General features: G+C 66.1%; 17 protein-coding genes, 2 tRNA genes and 1 pseudogene. 5 read left to right on the forward strand and 15 right to left on the reverse strand.

Annotated features, from left to right (window positions below):
- Positions 1-11: 11 nt before the first annotated feature.
- From G606_RS0102185 to serS, 5 genes are all read right to left on the reverse strand, one after another.
- Positions 12-1,361, reverse strand: a complete 1,350-nt coding sequence (locus tag G606_RS0102185) for an aspartate aminotransferase family protein (protein WP_026644611.1) — start codon at positions 1,359-1,361, stop codon at positions 12-14.
- 173 nt (positions 1,362-1,534) lie between these two features.
- On the reverse strand, positions 1,535-2,113 hold the full coding sequence (locus tag G606_RS10645; RefSeq protein WP_051198353.1) for a TetR/AcrR family transcriptional regulator: 579 nt from the start codon (positions 2,111-2,113) through the stop codon (positions 1,535-1,537).
- Between the two features lie 135 nt (positions 2,114-2,248).
- The gene (locus G606_RS0102195; protein ID WP_081663888.1) at positions 2,249-3,772 is read right to left on the reverse strand and encodes an APC family permease; all 1,524 of its coding nucleotides are present in this window, start codon (positions 3,770-3,772) and stop codon (positions 2,249-2,251) included.
- Between the two features lie 345 nt (positions 3,773-4,117).
- Positions 4,118-4,202 (reverse strand) — tRNA-Ser (locus tag G606_RS0102200).
- 91 nt (positions 4,203-4,293) lie between these two features.
- On the reverse strand, positions 4,294-5,577 hold the full coding sequence (serS, locus tag G606_RS0102205; protein ID WP_026644613.1) for a serine--tRNA ligase: 1,284 nt from the start codon (positions 5,575-5,577) through the stop codon (positions 4,294-4,296).
- Positions 5,578-5,757: 180 nt separating this feature from the next.
- Here serS and G606_RS0102210 point away from each other — a divergent pair, with 180 nt between their 5' ends.
- Together G606_RS0102210 and pgm are read left to right on the forward strand one after the other, a co-directional pair.
- Positions 5,758-6,900 (forward strand): diacylglycerol/lipid kinase family protein, encoded by a 1,143-nt coding sequence (locus G606_RS0102210; protein ID WP_026644614.1) that lies wholly within the window; start codon positions 5,758-5,760, stop codon positions 6,898-6,900.
- A gap of 213 nt (positions 6,901-7,113) precedes the next feature.
- Positions 7,114-8,790 carry a phosphoglucomutase (alpha-D-glucose-1,6-bisphosphate-dependent) gene (gene pgm / locus G606_RS0102215; RefSeq protein WP_026644615.1) on the forward strand — a complete coding sequence of 559 codons (1,677 nt, stop codon included), beginning with the start codon at positions 7,114-7,116 and terminating at the stop codon, positions 8,788-8,790.
- A gap of 145 nt (positions 8,791-8,935) precedes the next feature.
- Here pgm and rpiA read toward each other — a convergent pair whose 3' ends face one another.
- The 4 genes from rpiA to G606_RS0102235 form a co-directional block, all read right to left on the reverse strand.
- Positions 8,936-9,637 carry a ribose-5-phosphate isomerase RpiA gene (gene rpiA, locus G606_RS0102220; RefSeq protein ID WP_026644616.1) on the reverse strand — a complete coding sequence of 234 codons (702 nt, stop codon included), beginning with the start codon at positions 9,635-9,637 and terminating at the stop codon, positions 8,936-8,938.
- A gap of 79 nt (positions 9,638-9,716) precedes the next feature.
- Positions 9,717-10,691 (reverse strand): ribonuclease H family protein, encoded by a 975-nt coding sequence (locus G606_RS0102225; RefSeq protein WP_026644617.1) that lies wholly within the window; start codon positions 10,689-10,691, stop codon positions 9,717-9,719.
- A 111-nt stretch (positions 10,692-10,802) separates the two neighbouring features.
- On the reverse strand, positions 10,803-10,892 hold the full coding sequence (locus G606_RS10865; protein WP_004268639.1) for a 30S ribosomal protein bS22: 90 nt from the start codon (positions 10,890-10,892) through the stop codon (positions 10,803-10,805).
- 88 nt (positions 10,893-10,980) lie between these two features.
- Positions 10,981-11,601 (reverse strand): hypothetical protein, encoded by a 621-nt coding sequence (locus G606_RS0102235; protein WP_026644618.1) that lies wholly within the window; start codon positions 11,599-11,601, stop codon positions 10,981-10,983.
- A 455-nt stretch (positions 11,602-12,056) separates the two neighbouring features.
- Between G606_RS0102235 and radA the strand changes: the two genes are divergently transcribed.
- The gene (gene radA / locus G606_RS0102240; protein ID WP_026644619.1) at positions 12,057-13,469 is read left to right on the forward strand and encodes a DNA repair protein RadA; all 1,413 of its coding nucleotides are present in this window, start codon (positions 12,057-12,059) and stop codon (positions 13,467-13,469) included.
- A gap of 12 nt (positions 13,470-13,481) precedes the next feature.
- Here the strand turns inward: radA and G606_RS0102245 are convergent, their stop codons facing one another.
- From G606_RS0102245 to nusA, 5 genes and pseudogenes are all read right to left on the reverse strand, one after another.
- Positions 13,482-14,729 carry a riboflavin kinase gene (locus G606_RS0102245; protein WP_026644620.1) on the reverse strand — a complete coding sequence of 416 codons (1,248 nt, stop codon included), beginning with the start codon at positions 14,727-14,729 and terminating at the stop codon, positions 13,482-13,484.
- A gap of 63 nt (positions 14,730-14,792) precedes the next feature.
- Positions 14,793-15,773: a tRNA pseudouridine(55) synthase TruB gene (gene truB, locus G606_RS0102250; protein WP_026644621.1), complete on the reverse strand. Its 981-nt coding sequence runs from the start codon at positions 15,771-15,773 to the stop codon at positions 14,793-14,795.
- A gap of 199 nt (positions 15,774-15,972) precedes the next feature.
- Positions 15,973-16,464, reverse strand: a pseudogene (gene rbfA, locus G606_RS0102255) (30S ribosome-binding factor RbfA); the annotation flags it as partial.
- A 152-nt stretch (positions 16,465-16,616) separates the two neighbouring features.
- Entirely contained in the window at positions 16,617-19,406 is a 2,790-nt protein-coding gene (infB, locus tag G606_RS0102260; RefSeq protein ID WP_026644623.1) for a translation initiation factor IF-2, read from the reverse strand.
- 205 nt (positions 19,407-19,611) lie between these two features.
- Positions 19,612-20,694, reverse strand: a complete 1,083-nt coding sequence (gene nusA, locus G606_RS0102265) for a transcription termination factor NusA (RefSeq protein ID WP_026644624.1) — start codon at positions 20,692-20,694, stop codon at positions 19,612-19,614.
- Between the two features lie 72 nt (positions 20,695-20,766).
- Between nusA and G606_RS0102270 the strand changes: the two genes are divergently transcribed.
- Both G606_RS0102270 and G606_RS0102275 read left to right on the forward strand, forming a co-directional pair.
- A complete protein-coding gene (locus tag G606_RS0102270) occupies positions 20,767-21,684 on the forward strand; it encodes a hypothetical protein (RefSeq protein WP_051198357.1) in 918 nt (305 codons plus the stop codon).
- Between the two features lie 272 nt (positions 21,685-21,956).
- Positions 21,957-22,045: transfer RNA gene (locus G606_RS0102275), tRNA-Ser, on the forward strand.
- Positions 22,046-22,374: 329 nt separating this feature from the next.
- On the opposite strand, the gene G606_RS0102280 is transcribed toward G606_RS0102275, so the two are convergent.
- Positions 22,375-23,292, reverse strand: coding sequence for a tRNA pseudouridine synthase A (locus tag G606_RS0102280; RefSeq protein ID WP_026644626.1), 918 nt, complete (start codon positions 23,290-23,292; stop codon positions 22,375-22,377).
- Positions 23,293-23,305 lie beyond the last annotated feature (13 nt).

The following is a 23,305-nucleotide window of genomic DNA, read 5'->3' on the forward strand; positions in this document are numbered from 1 at the left end:
CCGTGCCCGAATCAGCTCTCCGCCGGCGCGGCCGAGCCGATGACGTCGCGGATCGCCTTGTCGAAGGCGTCGATGAACCAGTCGAAGTCCGCTTCGGTCGTCGTGATGTTCGGGTAGACGCGCAGGATCGTGTCGTCGTTCGTCGACGTCATCGTGTGCACGTAGTACTTCTGCGCCATGACGGCGGCCACGCGGTTCGCGTAGCCCACGCCGTCGGCGTCCACGCCGAACTTGAGGCCGATCATGAATCCGCGTCCGCGGATCTCCGCGATGACGTCCGGGTACTTCTGATGGATCTGTTCGAGCTTGGCGAAAATGTACTTGCTCTTCTCGCGCACCTGGCCGGCCACGTCGTGCTCAATCATGTACTGCAGCGAGCTGAGTGCGACGGCGGCGGAGATGTTGTTGTCCTGATAGGTGGCCGTGTGCATCATCGCGCTGTCGTAGGAGCCGTAAGCCTCCTGATACAGGCTGTCCTTGACCTGGATGCCGGAGACCGGCAGCACGCCGTCGCTCATACCCTTCGCGAAGGTGAACGCGTCGGGGACGAGACCCTCGTAGTACTGGTGCGCCCAGACGTAGCCGGTGCGGCACGAGCCGGCCTGCACCTCGTCCATGATCATGTAGACGCCGTATTCGTCGCACAGGCGTCGGATCGTCGGGAAATAGTCCTCCGGCGGCACGACGACGCCGCCTTCGCCCTGGATCGTCTCGGCGATGAACGCGATGACGTCGCCCTTCTTGAACTCCGCCTCCACGGCGTCAAGATCGCCGTAGGGTACGTAGGTGTGGTCGGCGATGACCGGCTGCCAGCGGCGCCACACGTCCTTGCCGCCGGCGCTGACGGCGCCGAGCGTCTTGCCATGGAAGGAGTTGAGCGTCGAGACGATGCGCTTGCGCTCGGGATGATGGCGTCCCGCCGCGATGCGCACGAGCTTGAGCACGGCCTCGACGGCCTCCGCGCCGCCGCCGCCGTTGACGATCGTGCGCGTCAGCTCGGGCGTGACGAGCGCCATGTTGTGCGCGAAGGCCGCCGTGATCGGCTTCAAGGCGAGCGGATCCATCGTCAGTGGCTTCGTAGCGAGGTATTTGCGCACGTTCTCGACGATGAACGGGTTGTTGTGGCCGAGCAGGTAGACGCCGACGCAGCCGATGAAATCGAGGCGCTTGTTGCCGTCCGCGTCCCAGATGTAGCAGCCTTCGGCGCGCTTGATGTCGAAGGTGAGGCCGCCTGCGAGGCCGAGCTTCGTGCGGTATTCGTTCATGTGCTTCAGCTGCATGTCCTTGACCTGCTCCTCGGTCAGGTCGAAGGCCTCGTCAAGGCTGATGAATCCCGGGTAGAGTTCCGATGCGGCAGTCATGATGACATCCTTCCGTTGTTTTTTGAGCGTATGCTCACTTTAAGGCAACGAGATTTTCTAACCGGTTTCCCATATGTTTCCAACGATGACGACAGATGTCAACTCTGTTACATGAGCAAACGCTCACCCTCATCAATACATCAATACGCACGCTGCCCCCGCGCGCGTCGTGTTCAGTGCAGCCGCACAATGGCGCGCGCGAGATCACGCGCCGCGAGCGCCGTATGCTCGTCCTCGGACATCGCGAACTCGACCTGCGCGTTGTCGACGATATCGACGACGGCGTCGGCGAGCACCTGCACCGGGCAGTCGTCGGCGACCTCGCCGAGTTCGCACGCCTGCTCGAGGAAATCGACGAGCTTGACGCGCCAGCAGTTGTGCGGCTCGACGTAGGAGCGCCGGTCGCGCACCTTCGCGGCCCAGTAGGCGACGACGATGCGCGCCTCCGCCTGCGACACGCTCGTCACCGGCATGAGTTCGTCGATGAGCGCATGGACGGCGTCAAGGCCGCGCCGACCTGCGATGCCGCGTTCGATGCGCGCGTTCGTACGCGCGACGACCTCGCGGTAGGCGCGTTCGACGATCGCGTCCATGTCGTCGAAGTACCGCCACAGCAGGCTGTTCGAGACGCCGAGCTGCGCTGCGAGTGCACGCGACGACGCGGCGTCGAGGCCGCGTCCGCGTTCGACGAGCGTCAGGAACGCGTCGATGATCTGCTGGCGCCGCTCTTCGTGATCGACGATCTTCGGCATCGTCCTCCTTATTTCGTTTCCGCTGCGATGTGCACGACTGCGACATGCACGATTTGCCATAGTACGCGAACGCGCGGTCGGCCCTTCCGACAATGTTCGGAAACGGTCGACCGCGCGGGATTCGCGGAGCTGCGCTCAGCCGGCGATCGCCGACTCGAGCGCACGGTAGGCGTCGTCGCTGCGCCTGCGCATGATGATTGTTTCGACGACGCCGACGGCGAAGGCGGCGCACGCGCATGCGACGAGCGTGCGGCACGTGACGCCGAAGCTCGCCTCGCCGACGAGGTCGGGGAAGTACATGACGGCGCACGCGAGGATCGCCACAAGCAGCAGCACGCCAACGCCGGGCGCGACAACCGATTTGAGGACGCCTTCGCCGGCGCGCAGGTCGGCGCGGCGCACGAACATCACAACGACGGACAGGCAGGCGAGCACGAGCAGCATGACGAAGCCGAGGACGGCGACGCCGGAGAACCATGAGAACGCCTGGGTGAAGGGGTCAAGGCCGGCGATGCCGACGCACAGGACGACGCCGACGGAAGCGGCGGTCGCGACGAGCGACGCGAAGGTCGGCGAGCCGTGACGCGCATGCAGACGGCCGAGCACGGACGGCAGCGCGCGGGCGTCAGCCATCGCGCGCATGTAGCGGGCGAGCACGTTATGGAAGGAGAGCACGGCCGCGAACAGGCTCGTGATGATGAGCACGCTGATGACGTTCGCGAACCAGCCGCCCACGTACTTCGCGCCGGTCGCCTGGAGCATATCGCCAGCGGTGAGCGCGTCCGCGTCGACGGCGCCGTCCGAGCACCACGCGACGACGATCGCGAAGGACGAGACGAGGTAGAGCAGCGTGACGAATACGACGGCCACGTAGGTCGCGCGCGGCACCGTCACGTCGGGGTCGCGCGCCTCGGCTCGGTAGATCGACGTCGATTCGAAGCCGACGAAGCTCGCGATCGCGAAGATGATCGCGACGCCGGGGGCGCCTTCGAGCGACGCGGACGGGCTGAACGTGGCCGCAAAGTCGACACCCGCGGGAAGATGGCGAGCGAAGATCGCGACGCACAGCACGACGGCGACGGCGATCTCGCCGGCGATGAGCACGTTGACGACGTTCGCGCTCATCGCGATGTTGCGGTAGCCGAGGACGCCGGCGAGCGCGGCGGCCGCGAGCGAACACACCCACCACGGCACCGTCAGCCCGGCGATCGAGGCGAGGCATGTACAGATCTGCATGCCGAGGAAGCAGACGATCGCCGACTGGATCATCAGATAAGTGAACAGCGCAAGCGTCGACGCGCCGAGGCCGAACATCGGGTGCAGGCCGCGGCCAATCGCGTTGAAAAAGCCGCCGGAGCCGGTCACGTGGCGGCTCATCGCGGAGAAGCCGATCGAGAAGAGCAGCAGGGCGACGCCGACGACGAGGAAGCTCACCGGGAACGCGGCGCCGTTGCCGGTGAGGATGCCGAGCGGCGTGCCGCCGCTGAGCACGGTGAGCGGCGCGGCCGCGGCGACGACCATCATCGTGATCGCCGGCGTGCCCAGACCAGCGCGCGACGTTGCCGCACGCTGGCCGGCCGTGGCGACCGGAGGAATGCCGGATTGTGGTGAGCATGTGCTCTGGTCCAGATGCGGTGCGGGTATGGATGGTGCGGTCATCGTCGCCTTCTTTCGGTCGGGAACGGAGCGGATATGCTCACGAATCGTTGTTATGCATTGCCTTCACTTGGGTTTCTCGTATCGTTGATCTCCGGCGCCGACTGCGTCCGGATATCGGCAAACATAAACGAGCACCTGCTCACTTACATAATCGCCATGTTTTTGGTTGGTTACGAAAACGCCCCGCTCCCCCTCCGCGGACACACGGCCGTAACATGCGCGCGGCCGGTGCGGCTCCCCACATGACCTCTATGTCTGACCTCCCTGACGGCCCGACGGCCGCCACAAGGCATGACAACGGCATGAAAAAAGGGCTTCCGGTCGAAACCGGAAGCCCTTAGTCGGCGGATAGGGCGAGATTCGAACTCGCGGACGCTTGCGCGTCAACGGTTTTCAAGACCGTCTCCTTAGACCGCTCGGACACCTATCCAATGTGCTTGGCGCACGAACGACCAGTATAGCATGTGCCTGCGTATCAGGCGCCGTATGCGTCGTCCGTGCGCAATGCCGGAAAGCGCGTATCACGCCTCCCACGTCGTCGGCTCGATGATCTCCTTGCCGCCCATGTACGGACGCATCGCCTTCGGCACGACGATCGAGCCGTCCTTGAGCTGATGGTTCTCCATGATCGCGACGAGCCAGCGCGTCGTGGCGAGCGTGCCGTTGAGCGTGGCGACCGGCTCGGTGCCGCCCTCGACGCGTTCGCGGATGTTGAGGCGGCGCGCCTGATACTGCGTGCAGTTCGACGTCGACGTGAGCTCGCGGTAGCGGCCCTGCGTCGGCACCCACGCCTCGCAGTCGAACTTGCGCGCGGCCGAGGATCCCAGATCGCCGGCGGCCGTGTCGATGACGCGGTACGGCACCTCGACCTTGCCGAGCATCTCCTCCTCCATCGCGAGCAGCTGCCGGTGCTGGTCGTAGGAGTCCTCCGGCTTGCAATAGACGAACATCTCGACCTTGTCGAACTGGTGGACGCGGATGATGCCCGACGTGTCCTTGCCGGCGGCGCCCGCCTCGCGGCGGTAGCATGAGCTCCAGCCGCAGTAACGCAGCGGGCCCTTGTCCAGATCGAGGATCTCGTCCTCGTGCATGCCGGCAAGTGCGACCTCGGAGGTGCCGACGAGGTAGTCCTCGTCGGGTTCGCGCAGACGGTAGATCTCATCGGCATGCGAGTTGAGGAAGCCGGTGCCGCGCATCACCTCGGGACGCACAAGCGTCGGCGTGATCGCGAGCACGAAGCCGTGCTCCTGCGCCTGGTCGACGGCCATCGTCAGCATCGCGATCTGCATGCGCGCGATGTCGCCGCGCAGGAAGTAGAAACGCGATCCGGAGACCTTGACGCCGCGCTTCATGTCGATGCCGGCGACGCCCTCCCCGAGCGTGAGATGGTCCTTCGGCTCGAAGCCCTCGGCTGCAAAGTCGCGGATCGTGCCTACCTTCTTGACGACGACGTAGTCGTCCTCGCCGCCTTCCGGCGCCTCCGGCTCGACGATGTTCGACAGCTGCCACATCGCCGTGGTGTACTGTTCGTTCGCCGTGTCCGCGTCCGCCTTGTATGCGGAGACCTGCTCGGAGAGCTCCTTCGTCTGCGCGATGAGCGCGGCCTTCTCGTCGGCGGCGGCCTTCGCGACCTGCTTGCCGATCTCCTTCTGCCTGGAGCGCGCCTCCTCGTACTTCTTGAGCGAGGTGCGGCGCACCTCGTCGCTGCGCAGCACCTCGTCGACGAGTTCGACCGACTCGCCGCGCTTGCGCTGGGATTCCTTGACGACTTCAGGGTGTTCACGGATGAATTGAATATCGAGCATGGCTTAAGCGTAATGCGCGAAGCCGACAGCTGACCGTTGTTTTCCCACTGTTTTCGCGACGCACGCAGCCGCCCGCGCTGCCACGCGCGCGTCGCTTGCTAAGATGGGAAACCGGTAGCTGGCGCGGGCGCCGTCATCGGTGCGGTCCGGCGTGCAGGCGAGGAGAAGCGAGGGCGAGCCATGAATCAACAGGCACTGATCATTCTCGCGGTGATGATCGCGCTCATCGCGATCATCACCGCGATCATCGCCGCCATCCGTATCACGATGCACCGTCGGCGCGTGCAGCGGCTCGAGCAGCGCCGCGACGACCAAGTGCACTACGCGTTCATCATCAACCCGTCCAAGCCGACCGCCGAGACGACGCGCGCGCGCATCAAGGCATACTGCGAACGCAAGGGGCTGACCGAGGTCATGTTCATCGACACGCAGCTCGACAAGGACGGCCGCGTCTGCGCGCAGGAGGCGCTCGCGCGCGGCGCGGACGTCGTCATCGCCGTCGGCGGCGACGGCACGGTGCGCACGGTCGCGTCCGCGCTCGGCGGCACCGGGCATGCGATGGGCATCGTGCCGATCGGCACCGGCAATCTGTTCGCGCGCAACATGGGCATTCCGATCGACGACGTCGAGGCCGCGCTGACGATCGCGGTCTCCCACGGCTCGCATCGCGTCGACGTCGGCCGTCTGCGGATCCTCGACGACCCGGACGAGGACCATGCGCACGCGTTCCTGATCATCGCCGGCGTCGGCTTCGACGCTGTGATGATCGACGACACCGACCCCAAGCTCAAGAAGAACATCAGCTGGCTCGCCTACTTCATTTCCGGCGCGAAGCATCTGTTCACGCCGAAATACCGCGCGTCGATCACGATCAAGGGTCCCGATGGCGAGACATACACGCAGCGCGACACCGAGTTCCGCACGTTCATGGCCGGCAACTGCGGCCAGATCCCGGTGTTCTCGCTGATGCCGGACGCGGCGTTCAATGACGGGCTGCTCGATTTCGAGATGATCGACACGAACGGCGGCATCATCGGCTGGGCGAACCTCTTCGGCGACGTCGTCCACCAGACGATCACCGGCAAGGCCGCGCAGAGCCCGCTGTCGACGCATTCGCACATCGACCAGATGCAGGGCGTGCAGGCCGAGGTCATGCTCGACAAGCCGGTGCCCGCGCAGGTCGACGGCGACATGCTGCCCGAGACACGGCATATCCTGTTCTCCGTCGACCGCGAGGCGCTCCTCGTGCGTGTGCCGCTCGACGACAACATCAGCGCGACGACGCAGATCCCGCCGATCAAGGCGCCGCTCGCCAAGGACTGAGCGCGCTCGCGACCGTCCATCGATTGCGAACGATGGGCGGCCGCGAGCGCCGCGACGCGCCTCTTCGCTCTTTTTTGCCGCCAGCCGCCGCCGATGCCACCTTTGCAATCGATGTCATCTCTGCGCCACAGGCTAAACTGGAACCGCGTCTGCACGGCGACCACGCCCTGCAGCATGGAGCAGTAACTGTTGTCCCATCAGAATGAAGGAAGTATGGTTGCACCTAACGCGGGCATGCCCGCCACTGAAGCAGATCTGATCAACGTCGACGAAGTCATCGGCAAGTACTATGACGTCGTCCCGGATCCGTCGGTCCCTGAAGAGCGTGTCATCTTCGGCACCTCCGGCCACCGCGGCTCCTCGCTGAAGACCTCGTTCAACGAGGCGCACATCGTCGCGATCACGCAGGCGATCGCCGAGTACCGCAAGGCGGCCGGCGTCGACGGCCCGCTCTACATCGGCCGCGACACGCATGCGCTGAGCCTTCCGGCATGGAAGACCGCGATCGAGGTGCTCGTCGCGAACGGCGTGCGCGTGCGCATCGATTCGCGCGACGACTTCACGCCGACGCCGGTCGTTTCCCAGGCGATCCTGACGCACAACCGTGCGGCCGACGGCACGCAGCGCTTCGAGGGCGCCGACCTCGCCGACGGCATCGTCGTGACGCCTTCGCACAACCCGCCGACCGACGGCGGCTTCAAGTACGATCCGGTCACCGGCGGTCCGGCGCCGTCCGACGTGACGAATGCGATCGCGAACCGCGCGAACGAACTGCTCGGCGATTTCAGGAACGTCAAGCGCGTGCCCTTCGAGCAGGCGATCAAGTCTGATCTCATCGAGCGTTTCGACTTCCGTGAACACTACGTCGACGATCTGAAGAACGTCATCGACTTCGACGTCATCCGCAACTCCGGCGTGCGCCTCGGCATCGACCCGCTCGGTGGCGCCTCGGTCAACTACTGGCCGCTCATCAACGAGAAGTACGGCCTGAACATCGGCGTCATCCGTCCCGAGGTCGACCCGACGTGGCGTTTCATGACAATCGACCATGACGGCAAGATCCGCATGGACCCGTCGTCGCAGTACGCGATGAAGGGCCTCGTCGACGAGCTCAACGCCGGCGCGTGGGACAAGTACGACCTCGTCGGCGGCACCGATCCGGACGCCGACCGCCACGGCATCGTCTGCCCGAACTGGGGCGTCATGAACCCGAACCACTACCTCGCGGTGTGCGTCGAGTACCTCTTTGGCGGCAACCGTCCCGACTGGCCGGCGGGCACCGGCGTCGGCAAGACGCTCGTCTCGTCGTCGCTCATCGACCGCGTCGCCGCGTCGATTAACGCGCGCGTCGTCGAGGTCCCGGTCGGCTTCAAGTGGTTCGTCGACCCGCTGTTCACCGGCGAGATCGCGTTCGGCGGCGAGGAGAGCTCCGGCATGAGCTTCCTGCGCTTCAACGGCCGCGTTTGGACGACCGACAAGGACGGCCTGATCCCCGATCTGCTCGCGGCCGAGATCACCGGCAAGACCGGCAAGAACCCGGCGCAGCTGCATCAGGAACAGGTCGAGCGCTTCGGCGAAAGCTGGTACAGCCGCATCGACACGCCGACGACGCTCGAGCAGAAGCAGAAGTTCGCCAAGCTCGACGCGAAGGACGTCACGGCCACGACGCTCGGCGGCGAGGACATCACGGCGATTCTGACGAAGGCACCGGGCAACGACGCGCCGATCGGCGGCATCAAGGTCGTCACCGAGGACAACTGGTTCGCAGCGCGCCCCTCCGGCACCGAGAACATCTACAAGGTGTACGCGGAGTCCTTCGTCTCCCCCGAGACGCTTGACGCCGTCCTCGATGAGGCCACGCAGGTCGTCGACAAGGCGCTCGGCGAGTGATTGTCTGTGTGCGTGCCACGTGACGCACACAGCGAACACTGCCTATAGCACGCGCATCCGCTGACGCATAGGGGAAGCCCCCACAACCCGGCCGGGTTGTGGGGGCTTCCCCTATGCGTCAGACCCAACGCCGCGACGGCGGCACTCACGCCTTGTTCGGGTTGACGAGCGTGCGCGGGCCGTTCGGGTCGCCGACGATGACCTCGTTGACCATGTCGAGGAACAGGCCGTCCTCGACGACGCCCACCATGTTGATGAGGTCCTCGTGCAGGGCCGCCGGGTCGTCGATGCGCTCGAGGTGCAGGTCGACGACGTAGTTGTTCTCATCGGTGCGCACCGGCTTGCCGTCGGCGTCGAGACGTAGCGTCGGCTTGTAGCCGCGTTCCTTCATGCGTTCGATGACGTGCATCGCGCCGAAGGGGATGACCTCGACCGGCAGCGGGAACTTGCCGATGACGTCGACGAGCTTCGAGGCGTCGACGATCCAGACGATGTAGTCCGAGTTGATCGCGACGATCTTCTCCCACAGCAGCGCCGCGCCGCCGCCTTTGATGCCGTTGAAGTTCTTGTCCACCTCGTCGGCGCCGTCAATGCACAGGTCGATATGGTCGACCTCGTCGATGTTGACGATCTTGATGCCGTAGCCTTCCGCCTGCTCCTGCGTGCGGCGCGACGTCGTCACGCCGGTGAACTCGAGGCCCTCCTCCTGCTTGCGGCGGCCGAGTTCGTCGACGAGGAAGCGAACCGTGGAGCCCGTGCCGAGTCCGACGATCATGCCGCTCTTGACGAGCTTCGCCGCTTCGATGCCAGCTTCCTTCTTCATTGCATCCTGCTGTGCCTTGTCCATGACGCTCCTTTTGTTGGTTTCGTCCTTCCGGGGTCGCGCCCCGGCTGCCTTTCAGTGTAGTGGATTCGAACGAACATCGTCATCGCGGACGGTGGATGAGGAACGGCGCGCCGTCAAGCGTGATCGTCCCGTCGCCGTCGACGGTGCCTTCGACTTCGATGTAGCCGCGTATCGCACGCGGACGCCCGTCGTAGTGGGGGCTCGACGACGGCGGCGGCGTGAACGTGACCGTCCCGTGCACATGCAGTCCGCTGTGCCGCAGCAGCGGCTCCGGGCTCGCCGCGTTCTGCCGGCTTGTCGATTTCTCGGTCGGCGCAACATCGTCGTGTGTGACGTCGTCGTGCGCGACAGCCGATTCCTCGTCCGCCGTGCGCGCGGCGGTCGTGTCGGTGTCGACGATGTCGTCCTGCACTGGCTGCGGGCCGTCGGGGTCGCCGACGCCGCCGATGCAGCGCGCGCGCCGGTAGTCGGCGGCCGACAGTTCGTCGTCAAGCAGCATGCGCGCGTCGAGCGGCACGTCGAGGCCGCGCGCATACGACGACGCGAGCAGCGACTGCCAGCCCTCCTTCGGCAGATAGCCGTCGCGCACCGACGAGCGGCAGTCGCCGGCGTAGGTGCGCGCCAGTTCGTCGACCTTCTCGTTGCCGGCGTTGCCGGCGTGCCCCTTGACCCACACGAAGCGCACGGGTCCTTCGCGTCGGCGGATCTCGTCGTCGATTGCGCGGATGAGCTCGGCGTTTTTCACCGGCTCCTTCTTCGAGTTCTTCCAGCCGTTCTTCTTCCAGCCGTGCACCCATTTCGTCGAACAGTTGATCGCGTACTGCGAATCGGTTTCGATGACGAGCTCCTCGTCGCCCGGATGCGTGCGCAGCGCCTCGAGCACGGCGCACAGTTCGCCTATCTGGTTCGTGCCGTTCGTCGCGCCGCCGGCGTCGCAGTCGCCGGTGTGGTCGTGCCCGCGCGTCTCGCGCGTCGGATGGTCCGCCCATGCCCAGCCCATCGGGCCGTTGGGATTGCCGAGCGCGGAGCCGTCTGTGGAAACTGTGATCGTCATGGGTTCCAATGTACGCGCACGCGCGGCCCGCCGGTAAAAGACGATCCCGCGGCCCGCACGAGGATCGTGCATGGCCGCGGGATCGCATGAACGCTGTATCGCGCGGTAAGACTACTTGCGCTGGTGGCGAGTCTTACGCAGCAGTTTGCGGTGCTTCTTCTTGCTCATCCGCTTGCGGCGCTTCTTGATGACCGAGCCCATCGTCAGCCTCCGTTCCTTACTTGAAAGTTTGCAACTTGCCTAACGTTACACTGTTCAGCCGACTTTCGCGAGTCGGCACGCGCTGCGCTCACAGCGGGAACAGCTTAAACACGGTCTCGACGGAGGCCTTCGGCCCGCTGATGCGCACGCATACGGTGTCGTTGCGCCACACCGCTACCGCCTTCGCGTCGTCGCCCTTGTCCGCGTTCACGACGTAGGCGCCGGTGTTCGCGCCGTTGACCTTGACGTTGCCCGCGGCTATCTCGTCGCCGTCGAGCACCTTCGTGAGCGCGTTGTACTGCGAGACCGCCTCCTGCTCGCTCGTCCACTGTCCGACGACGACCTGCACGTCCTTGGCTTCGTCGCCTGTCGAATAGGTGAGCCGATACTCCTCGAGCGGCGACGAGGCGTCCCATTCGTCGGTGGCTTGCGCGTCGGTGCGCGCGAAGTCGGAGACATGCTCGGGCATCGCCTTGAGCAGTTCGGACGCGTTCGCCGGCAGCGCCTTCGCGTCAATCGTCGGACTCGCCGAGGCGACCGCCGTCGGCACATCCATCGGCTGCGGCACATGGCGCACCGCCCATCCCGGCCATGCGAAGGCGCTGATGATCGCGAGCACGACGATGGCGGCCGCCGCGAACACGACGATGCGCGCCTTGCGCGCCGTCGACGAGGTCTGCGTCTGCTGTTTGCCGGATGTGACTGCCATGTGGCCAATCTTGGCACATCCTTCTGACCGTATCCGCCACACGCGCACCCGCATACGGCCTGCGCGGCATGATCGCATCATCAGGGCATCCGTCATGCGCATGCATGCCCCCGCATGGCTTCTCTGCCCTGCCTCCCGCATAACTCGATAGTTGGTCCGTATTGCTGAGCCATGAGAGGACGCCTCCTCATCCGGCCGCCGTCCACGTCATCAGGTTGTTTGATACTGTGCGATGCCGTGCGCCGATGATCGTCATCTCCCGGCGGATGTGCGCATCCGTGCGATTGCGACGCGCATGTCTATCCGTCTGCATGCATCGCTCGATGATCGACCCGAACTATAGAGTTATGCGCGGCGCCCGGGGTCGGCGTGCGCTTCTCACCGCCACGACCGCCACAGCCACCATAATCGCCGCACTCTTGCGCGCGCACGCGAAGGCCGCTAGGTTGCTGCATATGGCGAAAAGCACGACGAGTTACGTATGCACCGAATGCGGATGGACCGGCGCGAAATGGTTCGGTCGCTGTCCCGAATGCGGCCAATGGGGCACGATCGAGGAGTTCCACGAGGCGCGTCCCGCCGCCTCCGGACAGCGCACGGCCGCGCCCGGACGCACGTCGCGCACAGCGCCGACGGCAGTCGCGCTGAGCGCCGCGCAACCGATCACCGACGTCGACACGGCTTCGGTCACGCGCGTGCCCACCGGCTTCGGCGAATTCGACCGTGTGCTCGGCGGAGGCATCGTCCCCGGCTCGGTCGTGCTCATCGCCGGCGAACCCGGCATCGGCAAATCCACGCTGCTGCTGGAGACGGCCGGCAACATCGCGCGCGCCACGCCGTCCGGCAACGTCCTGTACATCTCCGGCGAGGAGTCGCAGGCACAGGTGCGGCTGCGCGCCTCGCGCATCGACGCCGTCGAGCCGAACCTGCTGCTCGCCTCGACGACCGACCTCGCCACCGCGCTCGGCCTCATCGAACAGCACCGTCCGGCGCTCGCGATCGTCGATTCGGCGCAGACGATCGTCTCGCAGGACGTCGATGGCATCTGTGGCGGCTCGACGCAGGTGCGCGAAGTCGCGAGCGCGCTGATCGACACGGCGAAATCGCTCGACGTGCCGGTGCTGCTCGTCGGCCACGTCACGAAGGACGGCTCGATCGCCGGTCCACGCACGCTCGAACATCTCGTCGACGTCGTCTGCCAGTTCGAAGGCGAACCGCAGACGGCGCTGCGTCTGCTGCGCGCCGTGAAGAACCGTTTCGGCCCGACCGATGAGGTCGGTTGCTTCGACATGAGCGGCGTCGGCATCGAGGAGGTCACCGACCCGGCCGGCCTGTTCCTGTCGTCGAACGAGACGCCCGTCGACGGCACATGCGTCACGTTCACGCTCGACGGCCACCGTTCGCTGCCGGTGGAGGTGCAGGCGCTCGTCACCGACTCGGTGCTGCCGACGCCGCGGCGCGCCGTCAACGGCGTCGACTCGAACCGCATCGCGATGCTCGTCGCCGTGCTGTACCGCCACGGCGGCCTGTCGCTACTCAGCCGCGATCTGTATATTTCGACGATCGCCGGCGGCGTCGCGAAGGAGCCGAGCTGCGATCTGGCGATCGTCGCGGCGCTCGCGAGCGCGGCCACGTCCACGCCGATCGCGCGGTCGACGTGCGCGATCGGCGAGATCTCGCTGACCGGTCAGGTGCGTCCGGTGCCGCGTCTCGAATATCGGCTGCGCGAGGCGGCGCGCCTTGGGTTCACGACGGCGCTCGTGCCGCCGATGCGCACGCCGACGTCGATTCCGTGTCTGCGCATCGTCGAGGTGCGTTCGCTGCTCGACGCGCTCGACGCGCTCGCGCTGACGAAGCGGGGCAAGTGACGCTCGCAGTCGTCACTGCCCGACGATTGTGAGCGTCTCGTCGGCGTTGCGTTTGAGTTCGTCGACGAGCGCGTCCACCGAATCGAACTTGATCTGCGGGCGCAGGAAGCGCGCGAATTCAACGCGTACGCGATGTCCGTACAGTTCGAGCCAGTCGTCGGTGACGGCGTAGGCTTCGAGGACGCGCTCGTCGCGACCGGTGGTTTCGTTGAAGGTCGGCTTCGTGCCGATCGAGATCGCCGCCGGCCAACGGTACGGCGAATGCGGCGCGAGGCGGCTTTCGACGCCGCCGGAGGTGTACGGCTGCGTGATCGACGCGACGCCGCCCTCGTCGACGTCGCCGAAGGGGCGCTGCGAGGCCGCGTACGCCTCCTCGCTGCCCAGATCGATGAGCCAGCCCGCGTAGACGCCGTCGACCGGCAGGTAGCCGTCGATCGGCTCGACGAGATTCACCGTCGGGAATCCGATCGTGCGTCCGCGTTCCTCGCCGTGCGTCACCGTGCCTTCGACGCCATGCGCATGCCCGAGGATGCGGTTCGCGTCGACGATCCGCCCCTGGCTGAGCAGCCATCGCACGTTCGTCGAACTCAGTTCGCGCACTTCGCGTGCGTTGACGCGTTTGCTCCACGCGCGCCGTTCCGCCTTGCTCATGCCGGCGAGCGGGTCGCCGGGTTCGCCCGGCTGCTGCGGCGGCTGCGGCGTGAAGGTCGCCGGCACGCGTACATGACCGCCGTTGTCGTCGACGACGTCGAGTTCGAACACGCCGGTGCCTTCGGCGAGCGTCGCGATCTTCTTCACGTCGCCTTCGAGGCCGGCGCCCATGCGCGCGTCCTGCCCGAGCACGAGCGTGCGCATACCGACCCTGCCGACGAGCTGTCCGAGGAAGAATCGGAACGATTTCGCGGCGAATGCGAGATCGTAGTGGACGATGAGCACGTAGTCGACGCCGAGTTCGTCCATCATCCGCAGCCGTTCGTCGACGCCGCTGATCGCCTGCGCGTCGTGCACGTCGTCGGGGACGCCGATGCCGGCGTGCGTCTTCGCGTATTTGTGCACGAACGCTGGCCTCGGATCGAACATGACGACGACGGCGAAGCTGCCGGTCGCCTTCGCGCGTTCGACGGTGCGTCGGATGACGGCCTGATGTCCGCGGTGCACGCCGTCGAACACGCCGACGGTGACAACCGATTTTTTGGTGGTGCTCAGCGTCGGCCATGCGACGTTGCCGCCCTCGTCCGGTTCGAGCCGAATGATGTTCATCTGTGCTGTCCTCCTGTTGCCAAATCCGTGTGCCTGATCCGCATGTCACTGTGCCGTTGCATCTCACTGTGCCGCCGGGAACACGGCGGTCGGCTTGATGGCGTCCTTGTTCGCCTGTTCGACGATCGCGACGACGTCGCCGTCCTCGTCGACGATCGCCGCGCTTCTGCCGTCGACGTGTCCTGTGATCCATCGTCCATAGCGCAGGTCGCACGCCTCGTCACGGCTGACGGCGAGCGTCGGCATCGTCTCGCGTACCGCGTCGGCCATCGCGATGAGGTGCGTCGCGACGCCTTCGGGGCCGATGTCGAGCACGGCGCGGGCGCGCGTCACCCGTTCGCCGTCGCGGTTCGTGTATTCACGCATCTCAGTATGCGCGGCGATGACGTGCGGGTCGTCGACGTTGAAATCGCCGACGGCGAGCCTGCGCAGCCGCGTCAGATGCGCGCCGCAGCCGAAGGTCTCGCCCAGGTCGCGTGCGAGTGCGCGGATGTAGGTGCCGGCCGAGCACGTCACCGTCACGTCGACGTCGAGCACGGGCGTGCCGTCGTCGGCGACCGCCGCACGTGCCTCCCCCACGTCGAACCGTTCGATCGTCACGGGACGCGCCTCGAGTTCGACGTGTTCGCCGGCGCGCGCGAGGTCATAGGCACGCCGTCCGTGCACTTTGATCGCCGAGTAGGCGTTCGGCACCTGCTCGATCGTGCCGTGAAACTCACGTGAAACAACGTCGCGGATCATGTCGACGTCCGGCAACGCGGACGTACGTGCGGCGGCGATGGCTTCGCCGTCGGCGTCGTCAGTCGTCGTGCGCTGGCCGAATCGGATCGTCGCCGCATAGGTCTTCGTATGGTCGACGATGACGTTGAGCAGCCGCGTCGCGTTGCCGACGCCGACGACGAGCACACCGGTGGCCATCGGGTCGAGCGTGCCGGCGTGGCCGACGCGGCGCATGTGCACGGCCGCGCGCACGGCGCCGACGATGTCATGGCTCGTCACACCCTGCGGCTTGTCGACGATGAACAGTCCGTTGAGCGGCTGCACGCCGCCGTCCTTCGCCGCCACAGGCTCAGTCCTGGGTCTCGTCGACCGTCGTCTCCGGCTCCGTGCGCGCGGCCCTCTGGGCCGCGTCGGACGGCACGTCATCCGCGTCATCGTCGAAATCCTCGAGTTCCTCGACTTCGACGACGTCGCCGTCGTATTCGTTGTAGTCGTCCTTGTTCAGATGTTCGCGCTCGTCGAGTTCGCGTTCAATCTCGTCGTCGGACGCGCCGGCATGGTCGGCGAGGTCCTCCTGCTCGAAGTCGTCGTGGCGATACGGGTCGGCGTCGCCGGCGTACTGCGCGCTCGCGCGCATCTTCGCGAGCTCCTCGTCGCGTTTGCGCGCGGTGACGAGGATGTCCTCGATCTCATGCGCTTCGCCGGGCACTTCGTCGAAGATGAACTCCAGCTGCGGCGTGAGCCTCAGGCCAGCCTTCGCGCCGACGACCGAACGCAGGCGCCCCTTCGCCTGGTTGAGCGCCGTGCGTGCGCGCTTGCGCTCGCCGTCGTCGTTGCCGGTGTGCGACAGCGTCGTCCAGTAGACCTTCGCGATCTGTAGATCGTTGGTCACGTGGACGTCGGTGATCGTCACGTTCTTGAGCCGCTTGTCGTGCAGCGTCGACTCCATGTTCGATGCGATGACGCGCTGGATGAGCGCCGCGATGCGTGCGGCGCGCGGATTGGTTGACTGCATGGTTCTTCTTTCCTTACTGCCGTGTCTGGTTTCGTCTCGCGCTAGAGTCCAGCGTACCCGAATGTCGCGCGCAATGGGAAACGCCCATAGCCGAAGGGCCATGGGCGTTTCGCTCAGCGTTTGCCGACTGGTTGCCGACTGATCGGCGCAGCTTACTTGCGTTCGATCTCGCGCATCTCGAAGGTCTCGATGATGTCGCCGATCTCGATGTCGTTGAACGAGCCGAGGTTGATGCCCGCCTCGTAGCCTTCGGTGACCGACTTGACGTCGTCCTTGAAGCGGCGCAGCGAGCTGATCTCGAGGTCGTTGACGGTCGCGACGCCGTCGCGCAGGATGCGCGCCTTCGTGCCGCGCTTGACTTCGCCGTCGAGGACCATGACGCCGGCGATGTTGCCGAACTTCGACGAGCGGAAGATCTCGCGGATCTCCGAATGCGAGGTCGTGACTTCCTCGTACTCCGGCTTGAGCATGCCCTTGAGCGACGCCTCGATGTCCTCGATCGCCTTGTAGATGACCGAGTAGTACTTGATCTCGACGCCTTCGCGCTCGGCGAGGTCCGCGACCTGACGGTTCGGACGCACGTTGAAGCCGATGATGACGGCCTTGTCGACGCTCGCGAGGTTGACGTCGTTCTGCGTGATTGCGCCAACGCCGCGGTGGATCACCTGGATGCCGACCTCGTCGGAGACCTCGATCTTCATCAGCGAGTCCTCAAGCGCCTCAACCGAGCCGGACGAGTCGCCCTTGATGACGATGTTGAGCATATCGATCTCGGATTCGGCGAGCTTCTTCTTGAAGTCCTCGAGCGAGACGACCTTGCGGCGCTTCGCGAGCTGCGCGGCGCGTTCGGTGGCCTGGCGCTTCTCGGCGATCTGGCGTGCAGCGCGGTCGTCCGGAGCGACGAGGAACAGGTCGCCCGCGGTCGGCACCGACGTCAGGCCCAGCACCTGGACCGGCGTCGACGGGCCTGCGGCCTCCATGTTCTTGCCGTTCTCGTCGAGCATCGCGCGGACGCGTCCGTAGGACGTGCCGGCCACGATCGAGTCGCCGATGTGCAGCGTGCCGGACTGCACGAGCACGGTCGCGACGGCGCCGCGGCCCTTGTCGAGCCTCGCTTCGACGGTCGCGCCGCGCGCGTCCATGTCCGGATTGGCGCGCAGATCGAGTTCCGCGTCGGCCGTGAGCAGCACGGCTTCGAGCAGCTTGTCGACGTTCGTGCCCTGCTTCGCGGAGATGTCGACGAACATCGTGTTGCCGCCGTATTCCTCCGGGATCAGGCCGAACTCGGTGAGCTGGCCGCGCACCTTCTCCGGGTTGGCGCCTTCGACGTCGATCTTGTTGACGGCGACGACGATCGGCACATGCGCCGACTGCGCGTGGTTGATCGCCTCGACGGTCTGCGGCATGACGCCGTCATCGGCCGCGACGACGAGGATCGCCACATCGGTGAGCTCGGCGCCACGGGCGCGCATCGCTGTGAAAGCCTCGTGGCCCGGGGTGTCGAGGAACGTGATCTTGCGTTCCTCGCCCTCGAGATCGACGGTCACCTGATAGGCGCCGATGCGCTGCGTGATGCCGCCGGCCTCGCGCGAGATGACGTTCGTGCGGCGAATCGTGTCGAGCAGGCGCGTCTTGCCGTGGTCGACGTGGCCCATGACGGTGACGACCGGCGGACGCGGCTTGAGATCCTCGTCTTCCTGCAGTTCCTCCGATTCGAGGTCGATGTCGAACTGCTGGAGCAGCTCCTTGTCCTCCTCCTCGGCGGAGACGATCTTGATGTTCCAGCCAATCTCCTCGCCGAGGATCTGGAACGTCGCCTCGTCGAGCGACTGCGTCGCCGTGGCCATCTCGCCGAGATGGAACAGCACGGTGACGAGCGCCGCCGGGTTGACGTTGATCTTCTCCGCAAGGTCGGCGAGCGAAGCGCCCTGGCGCAGACGGATCGTCTGTCCGTTGCCCTTCGGGATGCGCACGCCGCCGATGACCGGTGCTTTCAGCTCCTCGTACTCATGACGCTTCGCGAGACGGTTCTTGCGCGCCTTCGAGGACTTGCCGCCCTGACGGCCGAACGCGCCCGCGGCACCGCCGCGACCACGGCCGCCGCCACGGGACGGACCGTTGCTCGAAGCGCCGTTCTGGAAGCCGCCGCCGTTGCCGCCGAAGCGGTTGCCGCCCGGACGTGCGCCGTTGCCGGCGCCCTGACCCTGACGATGCTGGCCCCACTGGCCCGGACGCGCGCCGGTGCCCGGACCCGGACGTCCGCGGAATCCGCCACGCGGGCCGGGACGGCCGCCGCGGCGGTTCTCGTTGTTGTTGACGGTCGGACGCGCCATTGGATGCGGGCGCGGGATGTCGGCCGGCGTCGGCGTATGCATGCCCTGCTTGCGGCTGAACGGGTTGTTGCCCGGACGCGGCGCATGCTGCTGCGCGCCGCCCTTGCCGCCGTTCTGCTGACCCGGACGCGCGGCACGCGGCCCCGGTGTCGGAGCCGCCGGCTTCGCGGCGTGCTGGCCCATCTTTGCGTTCGTGCGCGACTGTGCGGCGCGCGGATTGCGCTGCTGCTCGCGTTCCTCGTTCTTGCGGGCGCTGTTGCGTGCGCCCGGCTTCGCGGCCGGACGCGCGGCACGCGGCCCCGGTGTCGGCGTCGGAGCCGCCGGCTTCGCGGCTTGTGCGGCAGCCGGCCTCGGCGCGGCCGCGGGCTTCGGGGCGGCCGGCTTCGGCGCGGTGTGCTTCTTCGCAGCCGGCTTCTTCGTGTTCGTGTTGGATTCCTGAGACGCCTCTCCCGGCTTCGGGAATGCGGCCTTGAGGCGGCGCACAACCGGCGCCTCCACGGTCGATGAGGCGGATTTGACGAATTCGCCCATGTCCTTGAGCTTTTCAAGGACGGTCTTGCTGTCTACGCCAAGTTCCTTGGCGAGCTCATATACGCGTGCTTTCGGCACTCAATTTCTCCTATTCCTCAGCCGCGCGTATGCGAGCGCAGCTGTTATCTTCTCACGGCGAGCTTTCGGTTTCTCATCGTGCAACCATGGTTGTTCACCCTCGTTCTAGTCCTGAGCGCCGCGCGTGCGCGCGCCGGTCAGTTTGCGGCCTAGCTTACTCCCGCCATTGGATACGCGCGACGGGAATAAGCGGGCGACGAACGACTCAGCCTCGGGCCTCGTCGCCATCCGTTCCGGTGCCCTTGCGCCCGTCGCGTGCGCGCACGAGCTGCTCGGCCTTCTTCCTCGCGTAGGCTTCCTCGGATTCGATGCCGATCTTCCATCCGGTGAGCTTGGCGGCGAGGCGCGCGTTCTGCCCTTCCTTGCCGATTGCGAGCGAGAGCTGGTCCTCTGGGATGAAGGCGACGGCCGTCTGGTTCTTCTCACTGACGACGTGCACATCGGTGACGTTCGCCGGAGACAGCGCGGCGGCGATGAACTTCGCCGGCTCGTTCGACCAGTCGACGATGTCGATCTTCTCCTGACCGAGGTTCTCGATGACGGCGCGCACGCGCGAGCCGCCCGGTCCGATGAGCGCGCCCTTCGGGTTGACGCCCTGCGTGTTCGCGCGCACGGCGACCTTCGTGCGGGCGCCCGCCTCGCGCGCGATCGCCATGATGGACACGGCGCCGGAGACAAGCTCTGGGACCTCGCGTTCGAAGAGCTTGCGCACGAGCTCCGGATGGGAACGCGAGACGATGATCTCGGGTCCCTTGAGGCCGCGCGACACGTTGACAACGTAGACGCGGATGCGCTCGCCGTGACGGTAGCGCTCACCCGGCACCTGCTCGCGGCGCGGCAGCAGCGCCTCGACGTCGCCGACGGCCACATGCACGTTGGCGGTGTCCTTCGCGTCCTGCTGGACGACGCCGGTGATGAGCTTGCCCTTCTGTCCGGAGAAAGCGCCGAAGATCTTGTCGTCCTCCGCCTTGCGGAACAGCTGGGAGATGACCTGGCGCGCCGTGGACGCGGCGAGACGACCGAAGTCCTTCGGCGTATCGTCGTATTCCTCGCCGAGCGTGGGTGCCGGGTGCGGATTGTCTTCGGTGGGTTCCTGGGCGATTTCGTCACGTGCCCAGATCGTGAAGCTGCCTGCGCGCGGGTCAAGTTCGACTCGTGCGTGCTTGGCGGCGTGCGGGGTCTTGAGATAGGCGAGGCGCAACGCCTCGGAGAGCGCCTCATCAACGGTTTCCGCATCGATGTCCTGCTCGCGCGCGAGCTGGTGGATTCCGTTCAGGTCCAGTTCCATGTGCAGACCTCCTCTGAAGTTATGTACGAGCCTGTGCCCTATGGTCACAGTCCCTCATTACTGTAATGTCTCATGCAGACACCTTCCACCCCGTCGACCGCCCGCCCATCGCGCACGCTGCGCACGCGACTTGCAGCGGCGGCCGTCTCATGCGTCCTCGTTCTGTCTGCGGCGTCCTGCGCGGCGCCGCGAGTCGCGGGCCGCGCCGAATCCGAGCGCAGCGTCGACGTCTGCGAGACGCTGCTCACCGAAGCCGATGTGTCGTCGACGCGCGGCGCCGAGGAGGGCGCGCCGAAAATCGCGCGATACACGGCCTTCGAGGACGCGACGCACCGTTGGCTCGACGTCGCCATCCAATGCCCCGCACGTTTCGCCGAGGGCACACTGCGCAGCGCACAGGCGCAGGCCGCCGCGCATGCGCTCGCCCGCACGTCCGGATTCTCCTACGAGCCGCTCACCGTCACACGTCTCGACGACGTCGACGAACTCGGCATCGGCGGCGACGCGCTCGCAAAACTCGCACTCGCCGAGGATCGTGCCGGATTCGCCACCGAAGTGCTCGCCGGCCGTTTCGCCGACGGCGTCGCCTCCGACGCGTCGACGGCCGCGCTCGTCAAGGACGGCGGCCTGCTCGCGATGAGCGACGATCACAAGGAAACGGCGTCGCGGCTCATGTATCTGTCCGACGGTGCGAAGGACCTGCGCCGCAAAGTGTATGCGACGCAGGAGCTCACGGCGCACAGCGCGGACGTCGTCGACCCGGCGACCGGCCTACGCGCGAACACCGTCGCCGTCCTGGAGATCGACTGCGCACGCGAAGAGCTCGCGGCCTTCGACTCCTCCGCGCATGTCGATTACACGACGATGACGCAGCAGCAGCGCACGAAGACGCGCGCCGCCCTCGCGCAGCTGTCGATGCTCATCGCAACACACGCCTACACCGCCTTCACCCTCGGCTATCCCTCCACCGACCCCGCCCTCTTCGCCTGATCCCCCGATTCACCTGATCGATTTCAGCTGATTCGATCGATCATGCTCAGCCTTACGTTTGACTGTGCATCCGCCTCTCTGTTGTTCCTCTGTCACTCTCCGCCCTCTGCCGCCCTGTCCTTCTGACTGCACACCCACGACATCCGGTCGCCGGCCTCCCTTTAACCGTTCGGCGGCATGTCCACAACACCCGATTCTGTGTGCGACATGCCGATGATTTGACGTGCCCACAGCCTGTGGCATAATGAACAAGTTGCTTGATTGCGACGAATGGATGAGTGTCCGAGCGGTCTAAGGAGCACGCCTCGAAAGCGTGTGAGGGCAACCCCCTCCGCGAGTTCGAATCTCGCCTCATCCGCCACTAGGGTTTCCGGCTTCGCCCGGAAGCCCTTTTTTCATGCTGTATCCCCAGTGGTTCCAAGGGTTTCGCGGTATCACCCCCAGTACACCGATTCCCCTCGATCGGCGTCATTCAGCAGCCCGAACGGGGTGAACAACGGGGCGAGGGGGGTGATTAGAGTGGTGGTCCCCGTACGCCGAACCGCACCACCCGCTCTCTCTTTCCCCGACAGCAGTCCGTGATTGACTTCAACCATCAACTGCCGCTGCAGCGCCGTCAAACGGCAGTATGCGATTGAACTCAACCGCCAACTGCCACCACAGCCGTCACACCGTACGCCGCCGGCACTCTCACTCGCCCGGCAGCGTACGACGCGCGCGGATTGCCTCGGCGCGGGCCGCCAGATCGCCGTCGGCCGGGTATGCGATATGTTCGAGCGTCAGTCCCTGCGGCGCGATCGGCCCGGTCGACCCTTCGCGCAACGGCACTGCCATCTTGCCTGAGAACCAGTCGACATCGCGTTTGCCCATACCCACCTGCACGCAGGCGCCGACGAGCGAGCGCACCATGTTGCGTGCGAAGGCGTCGGCGACGATTGTGAAGCACAGCAGCCCCGATTCAACGGCGGGCGTCCGGTAGCGCTCCCCCATGCCCGCGTCGAGCAGCGGCCGCGCCGGCACGCGCGCCCAATACGCGCTCTTCACGTCGCGAATCGTCGTCCCTCCCGGATTCGCGATGGCGAAGGAGCCGAAGTCGTGCAGCCCGAGCGTCAGCGCGGCGGCCTCGTTCATCCGCTCAACGTCAAGCTCGCGATCGGTGCGCCACACAAAGTCCTTGAGCCGCGGATCCCACGGCGCATGCGCGTCGGCGATGCGGTACACGTAGGTGCGTTCGAGCGCGGAGAAGCGCGCGTCGAAGCCGTCCGGCGCGACGGTGACGTCGTGGATCGCGATGTCGTCGGGCATCATGCGCGACAGCCTCGTCGCAAGCGCCTGCACCGGCGTGAGCCGCATATGCCCGACGCAGCGCGCGAGCGCGGCATCGTCGACATCGAGATGGCAGACCTGATGCGAGGCGTGCACGCCGGCGTCGGTGCGTCCGGCGACGGTCAGCCGAGCCACGCCTGTACCGTCATCCCCGCCGCGCAATCCGAGGATCCTGTCCAAGGCCTCTTCAATCGTCCCCTGCACGGTCCTGCCCTGCGGTTGCACCGCCCATCCGTGGAAGGCGGCGCCGTTGTATGCCAGATCGATTCGTAAGCGTGTCACAGGGCGAGCTTAG

Source organism: Bifidobacterium sp. AGR2158 (assembly GCF_000424225.1).
Taxonomy (GTDB): Bacteria; Actinomycetota; Actinomycetes; order Actinomycetales; family Bifidobacteriaceae; genus Bifidobacterium; species Bifidobacterium anseris.